This is a genomic window from Rhizobium sp. BK418, from assembly GCF_004341105.1.
Taxonomy (GTDB): Bacteria; Pseudomonadota; Alphaproteobacteria; order Rhizobiales; family Rhizobiaceae; genus Rhizobium.
Genome location: NZ_SLZK01000001.1, coordinates 835,223 through 853,052 on the forward strand (window position 1 = coordinate 835,223; position 17,830 = coordinate 853,052).

Here is a 17,830-nt window from a genome sequence, read left to right on the forward strand (position 1 = left end):
ATGACCAAACCCATCTCACCTCAGCTGCCGATTTCCTATTCGAAGGAAGTGGCCGCCGCCAAGCAGCGCGGCGCCCCGATCGTGGCGCTCGAATCGACCATCATCACCCATGGCATGCCCTACCCCGGCAATATCGAGATGGCGCGCAGCGTCGAATCGATCATCCGCGATCAGGGTGCCGTTCCCGCCACCATCGCCGTCATTCATGGCAGGCTGCATATTGGCCTCGAGGCTGCCGAACTGGAGCAGCTTGCCCAGGCCAAGGATGTCATGAAAGTTTCGCGCGCCGATATCGCCTTCGCGATCGCCGAACGCCGCACCGGGGCGACGACAGTAGCCGCCACGATGATTGCGGCGGCGCTTGCCGGCATCAAGGTCTTCGCCACCGGCGGCATCGGCGGCGTGCACCGCGGTGCTGAAGAAACCTTCGATATCTCTGCCGACCTCGAAGAGCTCGCCCGCACCGGCGTCATTGTCGTCTGCGCCGGCGCCAAGGCGATCCTCGATATTCCGAAGACGCTGGAAGTGCTGGAAACGCGTGGCGTACCCGTCGTTACCTATGAAAGCGACGAATTCCCGGCCTTCTGGTCGCGCTCGTCGGGCATCCGCAGCCCGTTGACGCTGAACAGTCCGGCGGCGATCGCCAATTTCCAGACCACGCGCGAACAGCTTGGCATCGAAGGCGGCATGCTGATCGCCAACCCGGTCCCGGAAGCCGACGAAATTGCTCGCGAGGAAATGGAAATCTATATCGAACGCGCCCTCGACAGCGCCGAGCGTGACGAAATCACCGGCAAGGCGGTAACGCCGTACCTGCTGAGCACGATCTTCGACCTGACGGATGGTCAGAGCCTGAAGACGAATATTGCGCTGGTGGAGAACAACGCTCGCCTGGCGGCCGAAATCGCCGTCGCACTCGGCGAATAAAGCCAGGGCGGACGGGTTTCGCCAGCAATTACATCGTGGAAAGACGTGAGGGGCGCACAGCGCCCCTTGTTCGTCTCAGCTATCCAGCGTCTCTTTCACCGCCACAGCCAGTTGCTTCAGCGAGAACGGCTTCGGCAGGAAGCCGAACTTGGCTTCCGGCGGCAGGTTGCGGGCGAATGCGTCTTCAGCGTAACCGGACACGAAGATGAATTTCAGGTCCGGATATTTCTTGCGTAGCTCACGCAGCAACGATGGCCCGTCCATCTCGGGCATGACAACGTCGGAGACGACGATATCAACCTTGCCTTCGAGTTCATCCATGATGTCGAGCGCTTCCACACCCGAGCCCGCCTCATAGACGGTATAGCCGCGCGTCTCCAACATGCGCTTGCCGCCGCGCCGCACTGCTTCCTCGTCCTCGACGAGAAGGATGACGGCCGAACCCGTCAGGTCTTCCGGCTGCTTCGGCTGAACGAGTTCCACTACATTTGCACCGCCTGAAGCAACTGCCTGATCCGAAGCTTCCGCTTCCGTGGCAACGGCCGGCTCGGCGATATGGCGCGGCAGGAAGATGCGGAAGGTGGTGCCCTTGCCGACTTCCGATTCCGGCTGGATGTAGCCGCCGGACTGCTTGACGATGCCATAGACCATGGCAAGGCCGAGACCGGTGCCCTTGCCCACTTCTTTGGTGGTGAAGAAGGGCTCGAAGATCTTGTCCATGATCTCGGGCGCAATGCCGGTGCCGGTATCGGTCACTTCTACGAGCACCATGTCCTCATGCGGCATGTAGGAATAGTTGAAGGCGGCGACTTCGGCGGCCGGCAAATTACGGGTACGCAGCGTCAGCGTGCCGCCCTGGGGCATCGCATCGCGGGCATTGACGCAGAGATTGATCAGCACCTGCTCGAATTGCGACAGATCGGTTTTCACAGGCCAGAGATCGCGGCCATATTCGACGTCGAGTTTGACATTGGTGCCCGAAATCAGCCGGTCGACCAGCATGCGCAGATCACCGACGACATCGGTGAGGTTGAGCACCGTCGGCCGCATCGTCTGCTTGCGCGAGAAGGCGAGCAACTGGCGTACCAGTACCGCCGCGCGGTTGGCGTTGCGTTTGATTTCTATCAGATCGGCGAAGCTTGCATCCGAAGGCCTCGCCTGCAGCAGCAGATGGTCGGAGGAAAGCAGGATTGCCGTCAGCACGTTGTTGAAGTCATGCGCGATGCCGCCGGCGAGCGTACCGACCGCATTCATCTTCTGCGTCTGCGCCATCTGCGCTTCGAGCGCCTTCTGCTCGGTCACTTCGACCGCATAGACGATTGCCGCCTCTTCCGGCGCCTCGTCCGACTGGTCGATGACGGCATTCACATAGAAGCGGAAGAAACGCGCCTCATCGGTCGGCGTGCGGGAATCGATCGGCGCGATATCGCCTTGCCGGTCCTTTGCGGCGGCGAGCGCTGCAGCAATCTGCGGCCGGTCGCTCTCCTGCACGATGGTTTCCAGAAGTGCGCCGCGCTCAAGATCGTCACGCGAGACGATATTGGAAAAGAGTTTCAGGAAGGGCGCATTGGTGCGCAGGATCTTGCCGCGACCGTCGACCGAAGCAATCGCCATCGGTGTATTGTTGAAGAAACGCGTGAAACGCATGGCGGCGGCCGAGGCGGATTGCTCGTTCTCCTGGCCCGCATCGCGCGTCAGCACGATGGTGCGGCTTTCGCCGGGCGCACCGTCGCGCATGGAGGTGACGCGATGGATGATCTGCACCGGCAGGCTTTGGCCGTTCGATTTGCGCAGGTCGAGGTCCAGCGTCACGGTCTTCTTCAGGCCGGGTTCGGCCTGCACCGACTGGATCAGCGCCAGCCCTTCGCCCGCGACGAGATCGCCGATATTCATCGAGCCTGGCATGAATTTCGTCAGGTCCAGACCCAGCCATTCGGCAAGCGTGGCATTGAGATAGAAGATTTCGCCCTTGCGTCCGGCCGAGAAGAAGCCAGCCGGCGCGTGGTCGAGATAGTCGATCGCGTTCTGCAGTTCCTTGAAAAAGCGCTCCTGGTCTTCGCGCTCGGTGGTGATATCGGTAATCTGCCAGATCTGCAGCGGCTTGCCGTCGCCGTCTTCCGGCTTCAGCAGCCGCGCCTTCAGGCGATACCAGTGCGCGCCGGCGCTGCCCCCCGGTCCGACGGCGCGCAACAGGCGGAATTCCTCGCGGCCTTCCCGGCCTTCGCGCAGACCGTTCACCAGCCGGTAAAGCGCTTCATTCGATTCGCGATGGCGCGACAGCAGGGTTTCCAGGGTCTGCACCTCGGTCGCCTTGCGGGCGCCGGTCAATGCGCCGTAAGCGGCATTGGCATAGACGATGCGGCCTTTTTCGTCCGTGATCAACGTCCCGTCGGGATGGCTGTTCAGAAAGGCGCGCGCCAGGCCGTCGGATTGGCGCTGCGGCATCACTTCGATAAAGCCGATTACCGAGGAGACGAGGAAAAAGATGCCGACCATGGCAAGCACGCCAAGCCCGCCAAGAACCAATTCATTGCCGAGCGAATCCTTGAAGAGGACGAAGGCTGCCGCTGCCGCAATCAGCACGATTGCCAGCAGAATGATGCGTAGCGCCGTGCCAGAACGCCCCCCGCGATCCACAAGCGGCGCGTTATAGTCATCGACCTGACGCGATTTCGTCATCTATTCCTCGCATAAGCCTGACCTGCCGCGCTTGTAACACCGTTGCGAAGCGGGAATCAGGCATTCTTTTTCTTCTTACCAACTTGCTGCGCCCTCAAAAACAGCAGGCTTTCGTCAGACTGCTTGAATTCACAGGCAAACGCGCCAGTTTGCCCCGTAACCCCGTTCTACCAAATAGGTTGCACAACAGGAAATCGCGTCCGCCGGTGACTGGACAGACCCGCCGGCTCTTGCCTAAGGAGCGGAAAAGTCGTCTGTTGTGCCATGATGCGAAATGGAGTGAGTGCCTATGTTCGATGATGTTGTAGGGGCTTACGGTAGCCGCTTCCTGCTTGCCGCCGGTGGTGTCGGCATTGCGCTTGTCCTGCTCATTCTCGTTCTGTGGTATCTGCGCGGCCGCGCGCCTTCGCCGTTCGTTCGCGGCGGCCGCAACCGCCAGCCTCGCCTGCAGGTGCTCGACGCCGCAGCCGTCGATGCCCGACGCCGCCTGGTGCTCGTGCGCCGCGACAATGTCGAACATCTCGTCATGATTGGCGGCCCGACCGACATCGTCATCGAAAGCCGCATCCTGCCGGAATCCGAAGCAGAGACGGCTTCTGAGTTCCGCCCGCAGCCGGTCGAGGACCGCCCAGCCGTCCGGGAGCGCCCGGCCGCCGCCATCCAGACGCGGCGTGAACCTCCGCCTGCCCCGCAACTGCGGCCGCAGCCGATTGCGCCGCCTGCAGCCGCAAGCGCCGAGCCCGATTTAGAAGCCTACAGCCCGGCGCCCGCCCCTGTCATCGCGCCGCCAGCCGAGCCCGTTCGCCAGCGTCCCGAGCCTCCGGTCGTTGCGCCGGCGGTCGCCCCGCCGATGTCGGCCCAGCAAACGTCTGCGCAGCAAATGTCGGGCCAGCATGTCTCTGCCCAACAGGTGCCGACGCCGCAGGTCTTCGCTCCGCCGCTCACAGCCGAGCGTGACAACCCGCAGCGTTTGGCTCAGATTCAGCAGCGCCAGCCGGAACGGTCCGCTCCGGTGCCCGATACGGCAAACGCCGCCGATATTCTCGATGCAGCCCGCCAGCGCGTGTTGCCGCAGCAGCGCATCGAGCCGGAGGTCTCCGCGCCGCCGGCACAGAGCATCCCCGCCGTATCGGGCGGAGCGCCGGTAGCAGCGGAGGATGGCGAAGCGCAATCTGCTGCCATCCGCCGGGATTTCCAGCGCGTGCTTGATGAGGAGATATTGGCTAATCCGGCCGCCGAGCGCGTGGTTCCCGCACCCAACGCATCTCCGGTCCGCCCTGCCCAGCAGCCCGGCCCCTCTCAGCAGCCCGGTTCGATGCCGCGCCGCGACCCTGAAATGGCGCCGATCACAGGTGCGGATGCAGCGCTTCAGAAGGAAGTTGCCCGCATATTCGGCGAGATGAGCGTTAACCGCGACAAATAAGGAACGGGGCCACTGAGCCCCAGGTAAAACTATGCAAACAAAAAAGGCACTGCGTTTCGTCTCGCAGTGCCTTTTTCATGTCCGTTTTTGGAAGCGCCTATTCGTCCCGATAAACCTTTTCACGGCGCTCGTGGCGTTCCTGCGCCTCGATCGACAGCGTGGCGATCGGGCGGGCATCCAGACGCTTGAGGCCGATCGGTTCGCCGGTTTCCTCGCAGTAGCCGTAGGTGCCATCTTCAATGCGCTGCAAGGCTGCGTCGATCTTGGAGATCAGCTTTCTCTGGCGGTCGCGGGCACGAAGTTCGATGGCCCGGTCGGTTTCGGAGGATGCGCGGTCTGCGAGGTCAGGGTGATTTGCGCTTTCTTCGGCCAGATGGTCGAGTGTTTCGCGCGCTTCTCTAAGGATATCGTTTTTCCAGGCGACCAGCTTGGCTCTGAAATAAGCGCGCTGGTTCGTGTTCATGAACTCCTCGTCTTCCGAGGGAACATAATTGCTAAGATCGATCTTCTCACTCAACGCGATTCTCCTGAAGAACATCTCATCTGGCGGGGTGTATATCCCAAGCGCTATCAGCGATTCAAGCCAAATAAGACAGGTAAACAGATTTTTAAATCTGTCATAAATTTGAGCTAACGGTCTATTTTCTCACCATTATTCGGAGTGGTGATTCGCGGTTCGCATTCAAAATGGCGTGTCGCCACCGCCCTTTTGCGCTCGTGAAAGCCTTTCGACAGTTGACGTCGCCGGACCGCAGCCGCTACTTAAAAGGCTCCGCTCGAAGCTGGATTTGCCCATGGTCGCCCTCCTGCCTCCACCGCACCGGATCTACCTCCTCCGTCATGCCCAAGCTGTCCAAGCCGAGCCCGGACAGCGCGATTTCGACCGCCCGCTGAGCGAGAAGGGTTTCGGCGACGCCGAGATCGTTGCCGACCGTGCTGCCGACAAAGGCTACCGTCCGGATATTCTGATCAGCTCGACGGCGCTTCGCTGCCGCGACACTGCAGAGGCCGTGCACCGCGCCATGGGCGAAACGCTCGACATGCGCTTCGTCGATACGCTCTATAACGCCTCGGTCGATACCTATCTTGAAATCCTCGACGCGCAGGATGCGACGAGCGTCATGCTCGTCGGCCATAACCCGACAATGGAACAAGTCCTGTCGGCGCTGATCGGCCAAAAGGCTATGGCAGGCTCTGTGCCGAAGGGATTCCCGACGGCCGGTCTCGCCGTCATCGACTACGTCGCCACGACTTCGGCCTGGCGTCTCGCAGATTTCGTCATCGACTAGGAGCTCCAAGCTCTTTTGCGCCGCTTCTTTTTCAGGCTGCGGCGATTTCCTATATTGCGGGCCTATATTGTGGGCACTGCCATCAGGGATCCCGATTTGCCGCTACGCCTGACATCCTTTGCCGACGATGCGCTGATCGCGCTGGATAATCTTGCAGACCGCGCCAGCGGTCTCGTCAATCCGACCATCCGGCTTGGCGTTACCGGCCTTTCCCGCTCCGGAAAGACCGTCTTCATCTCCTCGCTCGTCCATAACCTCCTGCATGGTGGCCGCCTACCGCTCTTCGAGGCGGTTCAGTCCGGTCGCGTTTCGGCTGTGCGTCTCGAGCCGCAGCCCGATGATGCCGTGCCGCGTTTCCAGTATGAGGATCACATCCGTGCGCTGGTGAAAGAGCGCATCTGGCCGGATTCGACGCGCGCGATCTCCGAACTGCGCATCACGCTGGACTATCAGAGCGCCAGTTCCTGGACGCGCATGTTTTCGCCGGGCCGTCTGTCGATCGACATCGTCGATTATCCCGGCGAGTGGCTGCTCGACCTGCCGCTGCTCGGCAAGGATTTCCGCAGCTTCAGCGAGGAGACGATCGCACTTGCCGCGACCGGCATCCGCGCTGAACTGTCGAGCGCATGGCTGGCGCTGACCAGAGCAACCGATATCAACGCGTCAGCCGACGAAATGGTCGCCCGCGACCTCGCGACCAGCTTCGCCGACTATCTGAAGGCCTGCAAGGCCGACGAGCGATCGTTGTCCACCCTTCCCCCCGGCCGCTTCCTGCTCCCCGGCGATCTCGATGGCTCGCCTGCGCTGACCTTTGCGCCGCTTGCCCTGCCCCCGGGGGGCCGGCCCGACCGCGGTTCGCTCTGGGCGATGATGGAGCGCCGCTACGAGGCTTATAAGTCCGTTGTGGTCAAACCCTTCTTCCGCGAGCATTTCGCGCGGCTCGACCGGCAGATCGTGCTGGTCGATGCGCTGCAGGCAATGAACCGCGGCCCGGAAGCCGTGCAGGATCTGGAACGTGCGCTGACCGATGTGCTCGCCTGCTTCCGCCCCGGCACCAATTCCATCCTGTCCTCGCTGCTTGGCCGTCGCATCGACCGCGTACTGGTTGCCGCCACCAAGGCTGACCATCTGCACCATGAAAGCCATGACCGGCTGGACCGGCTGACGCGCCGCCTCGTCGATCGCGCCATCGACCGGATCGGCATGGCCGGCGCCGGCATCGACGTCATGGCGCTTGCCTCGGTGCGCGCCACGCGGGAGGCCACCGTGCGCCGGGATGGCCACGACCTGCCGGTCATTGTCGGCACGCCCATGGCAGGCGAAAAGATCGCTGGCGAGACCTTCGACGGCGAGCGCAAGACTGCAATTTTTCCCGGCGATCTGCCGGAAAACCCCGAGACCCTGTTCGAGCGCATCGAAGCCGGCGATGGCTCTGTCGAACTGCCCGATGTCAATGTCGTGCGCTTTCGCCCGCCGCAACTCGAGGAAACCGGCGGCGGCATAAAACTCTCGGTGCCGCATATCCGCCTCGACCGCGCCATGCAGTTCCTGTTTGGAGATCGCCTCGCATGAGCAAGCCGCCGATCGACCAGCCCAATCCGCCGCGCCGGGCGCCAGCCGCCTTCACTTATGAGGAAGACAATGCGGCGACCGAAACCCCGCGCCCAGAAACCCCGCGTGCAGAGCGTCGCAAGCCGGCAAGTTTCTCCGGCGAAGTAGTGCTGACGCCAGATGAGGAAGATCCCTTCCTTAATCCGGAGCAGGATCTGAGCCCGCTACCGGTCGCAGCCCCGCGCAAACGCCGTACCTCCTTTGCCGGCATTGCCGCAGGCGCCTTCGGCATTCTGCTGTCGCTCGCCTTCGGCCTGTGGACCGACCGGCTGATCCGAGATCTCTTCAGCCGTGCCGACTGGCTGGGTTATGCTGCACTTGCCGTCCTTGCGATCGGCATCCTCGCCGTCATCGCCATCGTCATCCGGGAGACGGCGGGCATGATGCGGCTTGCCGCGGTGCAGACCATCAAGGCTGAAGCCGACGCCGCAATCCTGGAAACCCGCCCGGCCAAGGCCCGTGCCGTCGTTTCCCGTCTCACTGGCCTGCTGGGCGACAAGCCGGAAACCGCCAAGGGCCGCGCCACACTGAAGGCGACCGAAGGCGAGGTCATCGATCCCCCGCATCTGATTGCGCTTGCCGAGCGTGAACTGCTTGGCCCGCTGGATCGGCGCGCCCGCGCGCTGATCGTCAATTCCTCCAAGCGCGTCTCGATCGTCACGGCGGTCAGCCCGCGCGCAGTCGTTGATTTGCTCTATGTGCTCTTTGAGGCCGCGCGTCTGATTCGCGCCATGGCCGAGCTCTATGGCGGTCGGCCTGGCACGCTCGGCATGCTGAGATTGATGCGCGACGTGCTTGCGCATCTCGCCGTGACCGGCTCGATTGCCGTCGGCGACAGCCTTGTGCAGCAAGTACTAGGCCATGGGCTCGCCTCGAAGCTTTCAGCCCGACTGGGCGAAGGTGTCGTCAATGGATTGATGACGGCTCGCATTGGCATTGCCGCCATGGATCTCTGCCGCCCGCTGACATTCCGCGCGCTCAAACGGCCGGGAATCGGCGATTTCATCGGCGACCTGACGCCTTCGATGACTGCGCGCAACGGTAATCCCTAAACCGAACTCCTGATTTCGACATATTCACGCCTTCTTGCTCACGGCGTTAAAAATTCCAGCGGATTCAATGTGCTGAAGGCGCAGGCTGAGAAGCCTTGCCTTACGAAAGCCCTGGATCTCAACGCATTTCGGCGCGCCGGAAAGAAAGCGTTAACCATTCTCCGGCAAAACTTCCTGTCAGTTCCCGAGTGGTGTTTGCCAAGGAAAATTCATGTACTCGCGCAAGTTTCTTTTCGTATGCGGCCTGGCCGCCGCGGCATTGTCTCCGGTCGCAGACGTCACGTCCAACGCCACAGCGGCAACCCGCGACAAAGCCTTCTTCGAATCCGTCGCCGGCACCTGGAAAGGTCCGGGCGAAATCGTTGCCGGCAAGTACAAAGGCACGAAATTCACCTGCAATCTCGTCGGTTCGCCGGCCGAAGATTCCACTGCCGGCATCAAGCTTGACGGCACCTGCCGGGTCGGCGTCTTCAAGCAGCCGATGACCGCCGTGATTTCCCAGTCCGGCTCCACCTATAAGGGCAAGTTCCTGGATGGTGCCGAAGGCAAGGGCCTCGACATCGTCTCGGGCGCCGTCACCGATGACACAGTCGTCGTCGGCATCAATCGCTCCAAGCTGAATGGCGCCATGATCGCCCGCGTTCGCGACGACAAGACCATGAACGTCACCGTTTCGGTCAAGGTCGAAAGCCAGATGATCCCGGTCATCGGCCTGACGCTGACCCGCCAGGTCGACGAAATGGCGGTTGGCTCGATCGAATAAGGCCATTTGCCGCAACGGATTTTCCTGAAGCGGCGGTTTTCCGCCGCTTTTGCTTTTCTTGGAACGAAGACGTGAAAAAAGCCCGCTTCTGCGGGCTCCTTTCCATTTGGTCAGATCTTTTACTACGAGTTTTTATGGCTTTGCTGACCGGCTTTCACATGCTGTTCATGCGTGCCGCCGCGGGTACCCGAACTGGATTGATTGCCGGCAGACGAAGCCTGTTGTGAACTGGCATTCTTGTGGCTTTGCTGACCTGCCTTGACGTGCTGTTCGTGTGAACCGCCTTGGTTTGCCATGATCAATTCTCCTTTCTCATGATTGTGAGATCGGCTCATCGCCGCCTCGGTAAGGAGAACTATGCGAGCCCGCTCTCGTTCCCGATTTTAATATTTCGTGAAGTCCACAGGATCATTTCCGCATCTGCGCCGTTCTGCGACAGCAACAATGGAGAAATGCGATGAAGGCCCTCACCTGGCATGGCAAACACGATATTCGCTGCGAGAGCGTCCCCGATCCTAGCATTCAGGATGGCCGCGATGCGATCATCAAGGTCACTGCCTGCGCGATCTGCGGCTCCGATCTTCACCTTTTTGATGGTGTCATGCCTGAGATGCGCAGCGGCGATGTCATGGGGCATGAAACCATGGGCGAGGTCGTCGAAGTCGGCAAAGAGAACAACAAGCTCAAGGTCGGCGATCGTGTCGTCGTGCCCTTCACCATCTCCTGCGGCGAATGTTTCTTCTGCAAGCGTGGCTTCTTCTCGGGATGCGAGCGCAGCAATCCTGACGCATCGAAGGTGCGCAAATTATGGGGCAACTCGCCTGCCGGCCTCTTCGGTTATTCGCATCTGCTCGGCGGCTACAGCGGCGGACAGGCGGAATATCTGCGCGTGCCTTATGCCGATGTCGGCCCCATCAAGGTTCCGGATGGGCTGACCGACGAACAGGTTCTTTTCCTCTCCGACATTTTCCCGACAGGCTACATGGCAGCCGATTTCTGCAACATCCAACCTGGCGATACGATCGCTGTCTGGGGTTGCGGCCCGGTCGGTCAGATGGCAATCAAATCTGCCTTCATTCTCGGCGCCGAACGCGTCATCGCTGTCGATACCGTGCCGGAGCGGCTTGCGCTGGCCGAAGCTTCAGGCGCCATCGTCCTCGATTTCATGGACGAAGATATCTACGACAGGCTCATGGATCTGACGAACGGCCGCGGAGCCGACGCGTGTATCGATGCTGTCGGAACCGAGGCCGAGGCTGCCGCTAGCTGGGATTCAAGGCTCGACCGCATCAAGGTCGCCACCTTCATGGGCACGGATCGGCCGCATGTTCTTCGCCAGGCGATCCATTGCTGCCGGAACTTCGGCACCGTCTCCATCGTCGGTGTCTATGGTGGCTTTCTCGACAAGATTCCCATGGGGTCCGCCATCAACCGTGGCCTGACGTTCAAGATGGCCCAGACGCCGGTGCAGCGTTACCTCCCGCTTCTGATGGAGCGCATTGAAAAGGGCGAGATCGATCCATCCTTCGTCATCACGCATCGGGCGTCCCTTGAAGATGGACCTGATCTCTACAAGACATTCCGCGACAAACAGGACGGCTGCATCAAGGTCGTCCTCAAGCCATAAGGAGAACAAGATGGCTGATACTGCATCGACCAAGGGTCTCGCCGTCGTCACGGGCGCCTCGACAGGAATTGGCTACGAGCTTGCCAAATGTGCGGCACAGGATGGCTACGATCTCATCATTGCCGCCGATGAATCCCGCATTCTCCAGGCAGGCGCAAACCTCAAGGAATTCGGCGTGAGCGTCGAGGCGTTCGATACCGATCTATCGACCGTTCAGGGCGTCGACAAGCTGATGGAACGCGTCGAAGCCGATGGCCGATCAGTCGATCTGCTGATGGCGAACGCGGGCCGCGGCCTCGGCAAGGGATTTCTGGATCAGGATTTTACCGAGGCGCGCAAGGTCGTCGACACCAATATCACCGGCACAATCTATCTGGTCCAGCAGATCGGCAATCACATGCGGGCGCGCGGGCAAGGACGCATCCTTCTCACCGGCTCTATTGCCGGTTTCATGCCGGGTTCTTATCAAGCCGTCTATAACGGCACGAAGGCCTTCATCAACAGCTTCTCATTTGCTCTGCGCGAAGAGCTGAAGGACAGCGGCGTCACGGTGAGCTGCCTGATGCCTGGTCCGACCGAAACCGAGTTCTTCAGGCGGGCGGACCTGATGGATACGTCTATCGGCCAAGCGAAGAAAGATGACCCGGTCGACGTGGCCCGCATCGGCTATGATGCCATGCTAGACGGCGAAGGCGATGTCGTCAGCGGCTGGAAGAATAAACTGCAAGCCGCCGTCGCCAACGTCACCCCCGCCAGCATGCTGGCCCACCAGCACGCGAAAATGGCTGAGCCGGGTTCGGGTACAAAATAAAACCTGTTCATGGCCATGCAAAGCAACGGAGATCAATGCGATGAACGCGACCAATACGGATACGGAAACCAAGAGCCTGAAGCTCGCCAAGGAATATCTGCGCCTCGGCGGTCACCGCCGCTCTAAGATCGACGACAACATCACCACCGTGCGCCAGTGGGAGGAGGATCCGCCGGAGGCCGAGCGCTTCTGGCAGGAACAGGTACAGCCCCTATCCCCCGCCGACCGCAAGCAGGTCGAGGACTTCCTTCCTACCATCAACTCGCCTTGAAAGCTGGAAGTTAGGGCCCGATGTCCGACAGCTGGATCCATCTCTGCATCGATATGCAGAGAATGTTCGCGGAGCAGACGCCGTGGCATGTGCCATGGATGGCGACGGTGTCACCGCAGATCGTCGACCTTGCAGGCCGATATCCGGAGCGAACGGTTTTCACGCGCTTCATGCCCCCGCCGACCGCTGACGCCATGCCGGGCATGTGGAGGAACTACTACGAAAAATGGCCGATGATGACCGGCGAACGCTTGCTGCCGGAACTCATGGATATCGTCGCTGATCTGAAATCTTTCGTCCCGCCAGCCCGCATCTTCAGCAAGAGAACCTATTCTCCCTGGTTCGACGGGCGGCTGCATGAAATCTTCACCCGGGAAGAGGTAGAGACCATTGTCATTACTGGCGGCGAAACCGATGTCTGCGTGCTCGCTGCAGCACTGGGCGCGGTCGATCTCGGCTATCGGGTAATCCTGTTGAAAGACGCCGTCTGCAGCAGTGCTGACGAAACGCATGACGCGACGCTCGAATTGCTGGGCGGTCGTTTTTCGGTTCAGGTGGAGATCACCGAAACGGACGCATTCCTCTCCAGTCTCTGATCCGCTTCCCCTCACCCCTCGGAAAGATGCTCATGTTGCAGCTCACTTCGAGAATTGCAAAAAGCCCCGCGCGACGGGGCTTTTTTAGCATGCCTGAGTGGCTGCAGTGCGCTTTTATTGGCATTCCCCTTGCCTGTTGGGGCTGAGTTGCGCCGTGTTGTCGTTCTGCGTCGGCGAGGTGCCAGTCTTCGGCCGGCAATTGTCGTCATTGGCATTGCTGTTGCCGAGCGAGTTGTTGCCCGCATTGTTGCCGCCATTGACAGAACCGGTCGAATTGTTGTCAGTCCCGTTGCCGTTCTGCGAACCCGTGCCGCTCTGGCTATTCGTATTGCCGGACATGCCCGTACCGTTGCCGCCGGAATTGCTGCCGGCGCCGCCAGTACCGCTGCTCGACTGTGCGAAGGCCGACGTTGCCACGCCGAGAGTGAGCAACGATACTGCAATGATTTTCATGCGCATGATTTTCTCCTTGGGTTTCTTACCAAGGTTCAACCGGAGCGCTTCCAGAATGTTCCGTTCACAAAAAGTTCAAGAGCTTCGGCCATTTCAGGCCTTGTGCCACCAATTGCTGCTCTCGTCTGCGATCTCGATTCCCGCGATGTCGACACCAGCCAGCCAGTCGGCAACGGTCCTGCCCCGGACCAGGAGTTCCGGCGCGATGTCGGCGAGCGGCATCAGCACAAAGCCCCGCTCAGTCATGCGCGGATGCGGCAGTTCCAGCCTTGGCGCATCTTGCTCGACGCCCTCATAAGTCAGCACATCGATATCGAGCGTGCGTGGCCCCCAACGCTCGATGCGCTCTCGCTTCATTTCCCGCTCGATCGACAGGCAAAATTCAAGCAGCGCCTCAGGAGGAAGTCTTGTTTCCACCGCCGCACAGGAATTGAAGAAATAGGACTGGTCCGTTTTGCCCCATGGCGGCGTGCGGTAAAGCCGCGACACGGCAGCCACTCGGCAATCGGGATGGGAGGCCAGCGCCGCAAGCGCTGACGCGATGGACTTGACCGGATCGCCGATGTTGCCGCCCAGGCCCAGCGTTGCGAGACGGAACGAATTATCGGGCACGGTGCTCAACGGTCACCTGCACGAAGTCGAGCACTCCGGGGATCGGCGCATTCGGCTTGCGCACGGTGATCTTGGCCCTGATGATTTGCGGGAATTTTTTACAAAGCCCCTTGGCGATATCGAGCGCCAGCGCCTCGATCAGGTAGCGCCGCTGGCCGACGACGATCTCCTCGATGATGGTGAAGGCGGTGCCGTAATGCACGGTTTCGTCGATGGAGTCGCTTTCCAGCGCACTGCCCGCTTCCACTTCCAGTTCCGCATCGACGAAGAAGCGCTGGCCGAGAAATTCCTCCTCAGCGTGCACGCCGTGGCGGGCGAAGAAGGCGCAATTCTGCATCAGGATCGTATAGGTGCTCATCACGGCCTCCCCCTAGAGCGTGTCGCGCAAAACAGCGGTTTTGCGGTAACGACATGCGAAACAAAAGACTGAAAGCGTGTCGCGCAAGTGTACAACGATTTTGCGATAACGACATGCGTAAAAACAAAGACTTAAAGCGTGGCAGACAGATTCTGGAGATCGCTACCCGCTGTTTGAAGGTCATTCCGGGCGGCAAGCATAGCATCGGCTACGGCAAGTGCATCCCTATTGATTGCGACATTGTGTACCCGGAAAACAGCCGCACCCTTCAGCCGCAGGAGCACGCTTGTGGCTGCCGTCGCAACATCGCGCTCCGCCGGCTCCCGGCCGGTGACGGCGCCGAGGAACCGCTTGCGCGATGTGCCGGCAAGAAGCGGCAGCCCGAAGCGGTGCAGTTCTTCGAAACGTGCCATCAGTTCCAGGTTCTCGCCCGGCGTTTCCTTGGCAAAGCCGAAGCCGGGATCGAGCACGATCCGGTCGCGCAGGACGCCGGCGGCAGAAGCGATCTCCACCGAGCGTTCGAGGAAGAAGGCCTGGTCTTCGATGATATCGGCAAGCTTCTGCCGGTCGCGGCCCGTATGCATGATGCAGAGCCCTGCCCCGGTCTTGGCCGAGAGCGCGGCAATGGCCGGCTCCTTCTGCAGGCCGAAGACGTCGTTGACGATATGGGCGCCTGCACCGATGGCAAGCCGCGCCGTTTCCTCGCGATAGGTATCGATGGAAATCAACGCTTGCGTGCGTTTACTGAGGGCTTCGATGACGGGCAGCACACGCGCCTGTTCCTCCGCCGGGCCGACGAAGGCCGCATTAGGCCGCGTCGACTCACCGCCGATATCGAGGATCTCGGCGCCGTCTGCGACCGCCTGCAGCGCATGCTCGACGGCTTTGTCAACGTTCTGGTAACGCCCGCCGTCCGAAAAGGAATCCGGGGTTACGTTGACGATCGCCATGATCACCGAGCGCTTGCCGAGCTCGATCTCGCGGCCATGGGCCACACGCCATAAACTGCTGCCGAACTGCTTCACCAATCTGATCCGTCGCCAAAAGCCCGGTTGCAATCTCCAGGATCTGCTTGCCAAGCTTTAAGCCTTTGTTTCACGCATCTCGTTATCGTAAAACCGCTGCGCACTTTTGCGCGGCATGCTTTAGCGAAAAAACCGCTGTCCGATATTGCGCTTGCCGTGGCTATGCCCCAAGCTCCGCCAAACTTCAACACGGGTTCAGTTCAGAATGCCGCTTGCGTTGCGTTATATGCGCCTTTCCATCGCCTTTTCCATGGTTGCCTTTTTTCTCTGCAGCCCCGCGGCAGCCGAAGTCGTCGCAACGAAAAGCTATTCCTACTTCGATATCAAGGGAAAGACGGCGGACCAACTGGACGATGAGCTGAGCCGTCGTGGTCCAACGGCTAACGGCTCTTCCGCTCGCCATCCCGGCGCCACCAAGATCCGTTTCGGTGGCGAGGCGACCTACATCCAGGAGAACGGCCGCTGCCGCGTCGGCAACGTCAAGGTCACCGTCCACACGCAGATCATCATGCCGCGCTGGAGCGACCGCAAGGGCGCGAGTCGCGAGCTGTCGATGATCTGGGATGCTTTATCAAGCGATATCAGGCGCCACGAGGAGCGCCATGCAGAGATCGCGCGCACCCAGGCCCGCGTCATGGAGCGCGAACTCAAAGCGCTGCCATCGCAGCGCGATTGCGAGGCCATGCAGGAACTCGTCTCGAACGAATCGGCTCGCGGAATAGAGGAGCATGACAAGCTGCAGGCCCGATTCGATCGCGTCGAGGCGGTCAATTTCCAGAACCGTATGCTGAGACTGCTCAATAATCGACTCAAGGGCAACGGCGGCGAAAGATAAGCTTTTTTCGCGCGAAAGGCGAGCAGAGACCGTTAGCTGCACAATGAAACTTGTGCGAAACTTGTGCGCTTCCCAGCCTTTTACCGATCATTTTTCATTCTGGTGGACTCAACCGGAACGCGGTATTATGAATATATTAGAAAGTGCAGTAAGGTAGCTGGCTTTCGTGACTGTGTTCTCCTGGCGCGTTCCGAAGCCGCGGGTGTTCCTCCCTCATCCGTAGGTAATGCGCCCGCCTCGCCTCGCCCGCCTCCGGCGCGCGAGGCTCTCTTTTTGAAAAGCCTTCCGACGTCTTCCCAGCCCGGTTTCTCCGGCGACTTCTTCGAGAGTTTAAGCCTGCCGTTCCGGTACGTGCACGATCAGTCCGTCATAGGCAGCCTTCATCTTGATCTGGCAAGAGAGACGCGAGGTCGGCCGCACGTCGAAGGCGAAGTCCAACATATCCTCTTCCATCGCTTCTGGTGGACCGATGATTTCGGTCCACTGCTCGTCGACATAGACGTGGCAGGTCGCGCAGGCGCACGCGCCGCCGCATTCGGCTTCAATGCCGGGCACGGAATTGCGGACTGCGTTCTCCATCACGGTGGAGCCTTGATCGACATCGAGGTCGAAGCGCGTTCCGTCAAAGGCGACGATGGTAAGCTTGGGCATCAGGAGTATTTCCGGTTTCTTACAGATGGGCGGATTTTCTTCCGACAATTCGGCGCGTCAGTCAACATTGCCGGGTCACCCTCGAACCTCGCAGATCGGGCAAGACTCCGCCATTCTCAATGCGTCATCGAGCAGGTCGCAAAAAGACCCGCCGTTCCCTAATGGAACAGCGGGCCTGAGGTCGTCTTTAGTCTGTCCTGCCTTATCCGCGGCAGAGTTTCAGAATGAAATTCTCGGCATCGACAACGGCTGCACCGAGTGCTGCCATTGCCGCGACATCGCCATTATTCTTCTCGACGGCTTCCGCCGATTGCGAAATCCGGAAGGCGCCGACAGCACTGGCAGCCCCTTTCAAGCGGTGCGCGGCCGCGCCGACCTTCTTTGTCTCACCGCTTGCAATCTCCTGCAGGCAGGCGCGCGCCTGGCGCGCAAACATCTGGAGAACTTCGATTTCCACCGTCTTGTCGCCCATGGTCTGGCGCGCAAGATGGACAAGGTCGATCGGTTGAACCTTGGAGGGCGAAGGCCCCTTCGAATTGTCCGGTGCTTCGAACGCAATACTCACTGCCGCCATGTGCCAATTCTCCGGTCTTATATCGCCCGCGCTTTGATACTGTTGTGCGTTTGGAGAATGGCCATCCCGTTAAATTCCGGCACAACAGGGGCGGAAATCTAGCCGTATGGTTAACGTCCCTTAAATATCGCTAAAACATCGGCTTTTGAGCCGCTTCTGAAATTTAAAGGTGTTAACAACGAGTTAAGAGAGGTCGAAACGCAAGGGTTCATTAATTGTGTAAGCCCCTCAGATGTGTCACTACGATACTGTTGAGGCGGGCTCATGCCGCGC

Annotated in this window: 20 protein-coding genes; 11 read left to right on the forward strand and 9 right to left on the reverse strand. The window is 60.4% G+C overall.

The features are described from left to right. A complete protein-coding gene (locus EV281_RS04145; protein ID WP_132651644.1) occupies positions 1-927 on the forward strand; it encodes a pseudouridine-5'-phosphate glycosidase in 927 nt (308 codons plus the stop codon). Positions 928-1,002: 75 nt separating this feature from the next. Here EV281_RS04145 and EV281_RS04150 read toward each other — a convergent pair whose 3' ends face one another. Further along, positions 1,003-3,606, reverse strand: coding sequence for a PAS domain-containing sensor histidine kinase (locus tag EV281_RS04150; RefSeq protein ID WP_132651645.1), 2,604 nt, complete (start codon positions 3,604-3,606; stop codon positions 1,003-1,005). Between the two features lie 289 nt (positions 3,607-3,895). Here EV281_RS04150 and EV281_RS04155 point away from each other — a divergent pair, with 289 nt between their 5' ends. Next, positions 3,896-5,029, forward strand: a complete 1,134-nt coding sequence (locus tag EV281_RS04155) for a flagellar biosynthetic protein FliO (RefSeq protein WP_207896866.1) — start codon at positions 3,896-3,898, stop codon at positions 5,027-5,029. A gap of 97 nt (positions 5,030-5,126) precedes the next feature. On the opposite strand, the gene dksA is transcribed toward EV281_RS04155, so the two are convergent. Next, complete coding sequence (gene dksA, locus EV281_RS04160) at positions 5,127-5,546, reverse strand: RNA polymerase-binding protein DksA (protein WP_007826301.1); 420 nt, start codon at positions 5,544-5,546, stop codon at positions 5,127-5,129. Positions 5,547-5,823: 277 nt separating this feature from the next. Between dksA and EV281_RS04165 the strand changes: the two genes are divergently transcribed. The 4 genes from EV281_RS04165 (at position 5,824) to EV281_RS04180 (ending at position 9,744) form a co-directional block, all read left to right on the forward strand. Further along, a complete protein-coding gene (locus EV281_RS04165; protein WP_132651647.1) occupies positions 5,824-6,318 on the forward strand; it encodes a histidine phosphatase family protein in 495 nt (164 codons plus the stop codon). Positions 6,319-6,414: 96 nt separating this feature from the next. Next, positions 6,415-7,890, forward strand: a complete 1,476-nt coding sequence (locus tag EV281_RS04170; protein WP_132651648.1) for a YcjX family protein — start codon at positions 6,415-6,417, stop codon at positions 7,888-7,890. Continuing rightward, positions 7,887-8,981: a TIGR01620 family protein gene (locus EV281_RS04175; RefSeq protein WP_132651649.1), complete on the forward strand. Its 1,095-nt coding sequence runs from the start codon at positions 7,887-7,889 to the stop codon at positions 8,979-8,981. Before EV281_RS04170 ends, EV281_RS04175 begins: the two co-directional genes overlap by 4 nt. Positions 8,982-9,192: 211 nt before the next feature. Further along, positions 9,193-9,744 (forward strand): hypothetical protein, encoded by a 552-nt coding sequence (locus tag EV281_RS04180; RefSeq protein ID WP_132651650.1) that lies wholly within the window; start codon positions 9,193-9,195, stop codon positions 9,742-9,744. Positions 9,745-9,866: 122 nt separating this feature from the next. Here the strand turns inward: EV281_RS04180 and EV281_RS31030 are convergent, their stop codons facing one another. Next, positions 9,867-10,040, reverse strand: a complete 174-nt coding sequence (locus EV281_RS31030; protein ID WP_165911831.1) for a hypothetical protein — start codon at positions 10,038-10,040, stop codon at positions 9,867-9,869. Between the two features lie 161 nt (positions 10,041-10,201). Between EV281_RS31030 and EV281_RS04185 the strand changes: the two genes are divergently transcribed. The 4 genes from EV281_RS04185 to EV281_RS04200 are packed head-to-tail and all read left to right on the forward strand — an operon-like array spanning position 10,202 to position 13,049. After that, entirely contained in the window at positions 10,202-11,371 is a 1,170-nt protein-coding gene (locus EV281_RS04185) for a zinc-dependent alcohol dehydrogenase (protein ID WP_132651651.1), read from the forward strand. 10 nt (positions 11,372-11,381) lie between these two features. After that, the gene (locus EV281_RS04190; RefSeq protein ID WP_132651652.1) at positions 11,382-12,182 is read left to right on the forward strand and encodes an SDR family NAD(P)-dependent oxidoreductase; all 801 of its coding nucleotides are present in this window, start codon (positions 11,382-11,384) and stop codon (positions 12,180-12,182) included. Positions 12,183-12,213: 31 nt separating this feature from the next. Continuing rightward, entirely contained in the window at positions 12,214-12,453 is a 240-nt protein-coding gene (locus EV281_RS04195) for a hypothetical protein (protein ID WP_245508229.1), read from the forward strand. Between the two features lie 20 nt (positions 12,454-12,473). Further along, entirely contained in the window at positions 12,474-13,049 is a 576-nt protein-coding gene (locus EV281_RS04200; protein ID WP_132651654.1) for an isochorismatase family cysteine hydrolase, read from the forward strand. Between the two features lie 114 nt (positions 13,050-13,163). Here EV281_RS04200 and EV281_RS04205 read toward each other — a convergent pair whose 3' ends face one another. From EV281_RS04205 to folP, 4 genes are all read right to left on the reverse strand, one after another. After that, entirely contained in the window at positions 13,164-13,508 is a 345-nt protein-coding gene (locus tag EV281_RS04205) for a hypothetical protein (RefSeq protein ID WP_132651655.1), read from the reverse strand. An 87-nt stretch (positions 13,509-13,595) separates the two neighbouring features. Beyond that, the gene (folK, locus tag EV281_RS04210) at positions 13,596-14,114 is read right to left on the reverse strand and encodes a 2-amino-4-hydroxy-6-hydroxymethyldihydropteridine diphosphokinase (RefSeq protein WP_132651656.1); all 519 of its coding nucleotides are present in this window, start codon (positions 14,112-14,114) and stop codon (positions 13,596-13,598) included. Further along, positions 14,104-14,472 carry a dihydroneopterin aldolase gene (gene folB / locus EV281_RS04215; protein WP_132651657.1) on the reverse strand — a complete coding sequence of 123 codons (369 nt, stop codon included), beginning with the start codon at positions 14,470-14,472 and terminating at the stop codon, positions 14,104-14,106. Before folB ends, folK begins: the two co-directional genes overlap by 11 nt. 131 nt (positions 14,473-14,603) lie before the next feature. After that, positions 14,604-15,422 carry a dihydropteroate synthase gene (gene folP / locus EV281_RS04220; protein ID WP_245508230.1) on the reverse strand — a complete coding sequence of 273 codons (819 nt, stop codon included), beginning with the start codon at positions 15,420-15,422 and terminating at the stop codon, positions 14,604-14,606. A 280-nt stretch (positions 15,423-15,702) separates the two neighbouring features. Here folP and EV281_RS04225 point away from each other — a divergent pair, with 280 nt between their 5' ends. Continuing rightward, positions 15,703-16,332, forward strand: a complete 630-nt coding sequence (locus tag EV281_RS04225) for a DUF922 domain-containing protein (RefSeq protein ID WP_132651659.1) — start codon at positions 15,703-15,705, stop codon at positions 16,330-16,332. A 330-nt stretch (positions 16,333-16,662) separates the two neighbouring features. Here EV281_RS04225 and EV281_RS04230 read toward each other — a convergent pair whose 3' ends face one another. Both EV281_RS04230 and EV281_RS04235 read right to left on the reverse strand, forming a co-directional pair. Next, positions 16,663-16,983, reverse strand: a complete 321-nt coding sequence (locus EV281_RS04230) for a 2Fe-2S iron-sulfur cluster-binding protein (protein WP_132651660.1) — start codon at positions 16,981-16,983, stop codon at positions 16,663-16,665. 202 nt (positions 16,984-17,185) lie between these two features. Beyond that, the gene (locus EV281_RS04235) at positions 17,186-17,557 is read right to left on the reverse strand and encodes an Hpt domain-containing protein (RefSeq protein WP_132651661.1); all 372 of its coding nucleotides are present in this window, start codon (positions 17,555-17,557) and stop codon (positions 17,186-17,188) included. Positions 17,558-17,830 lie beyond the last annotated feature (273 nt).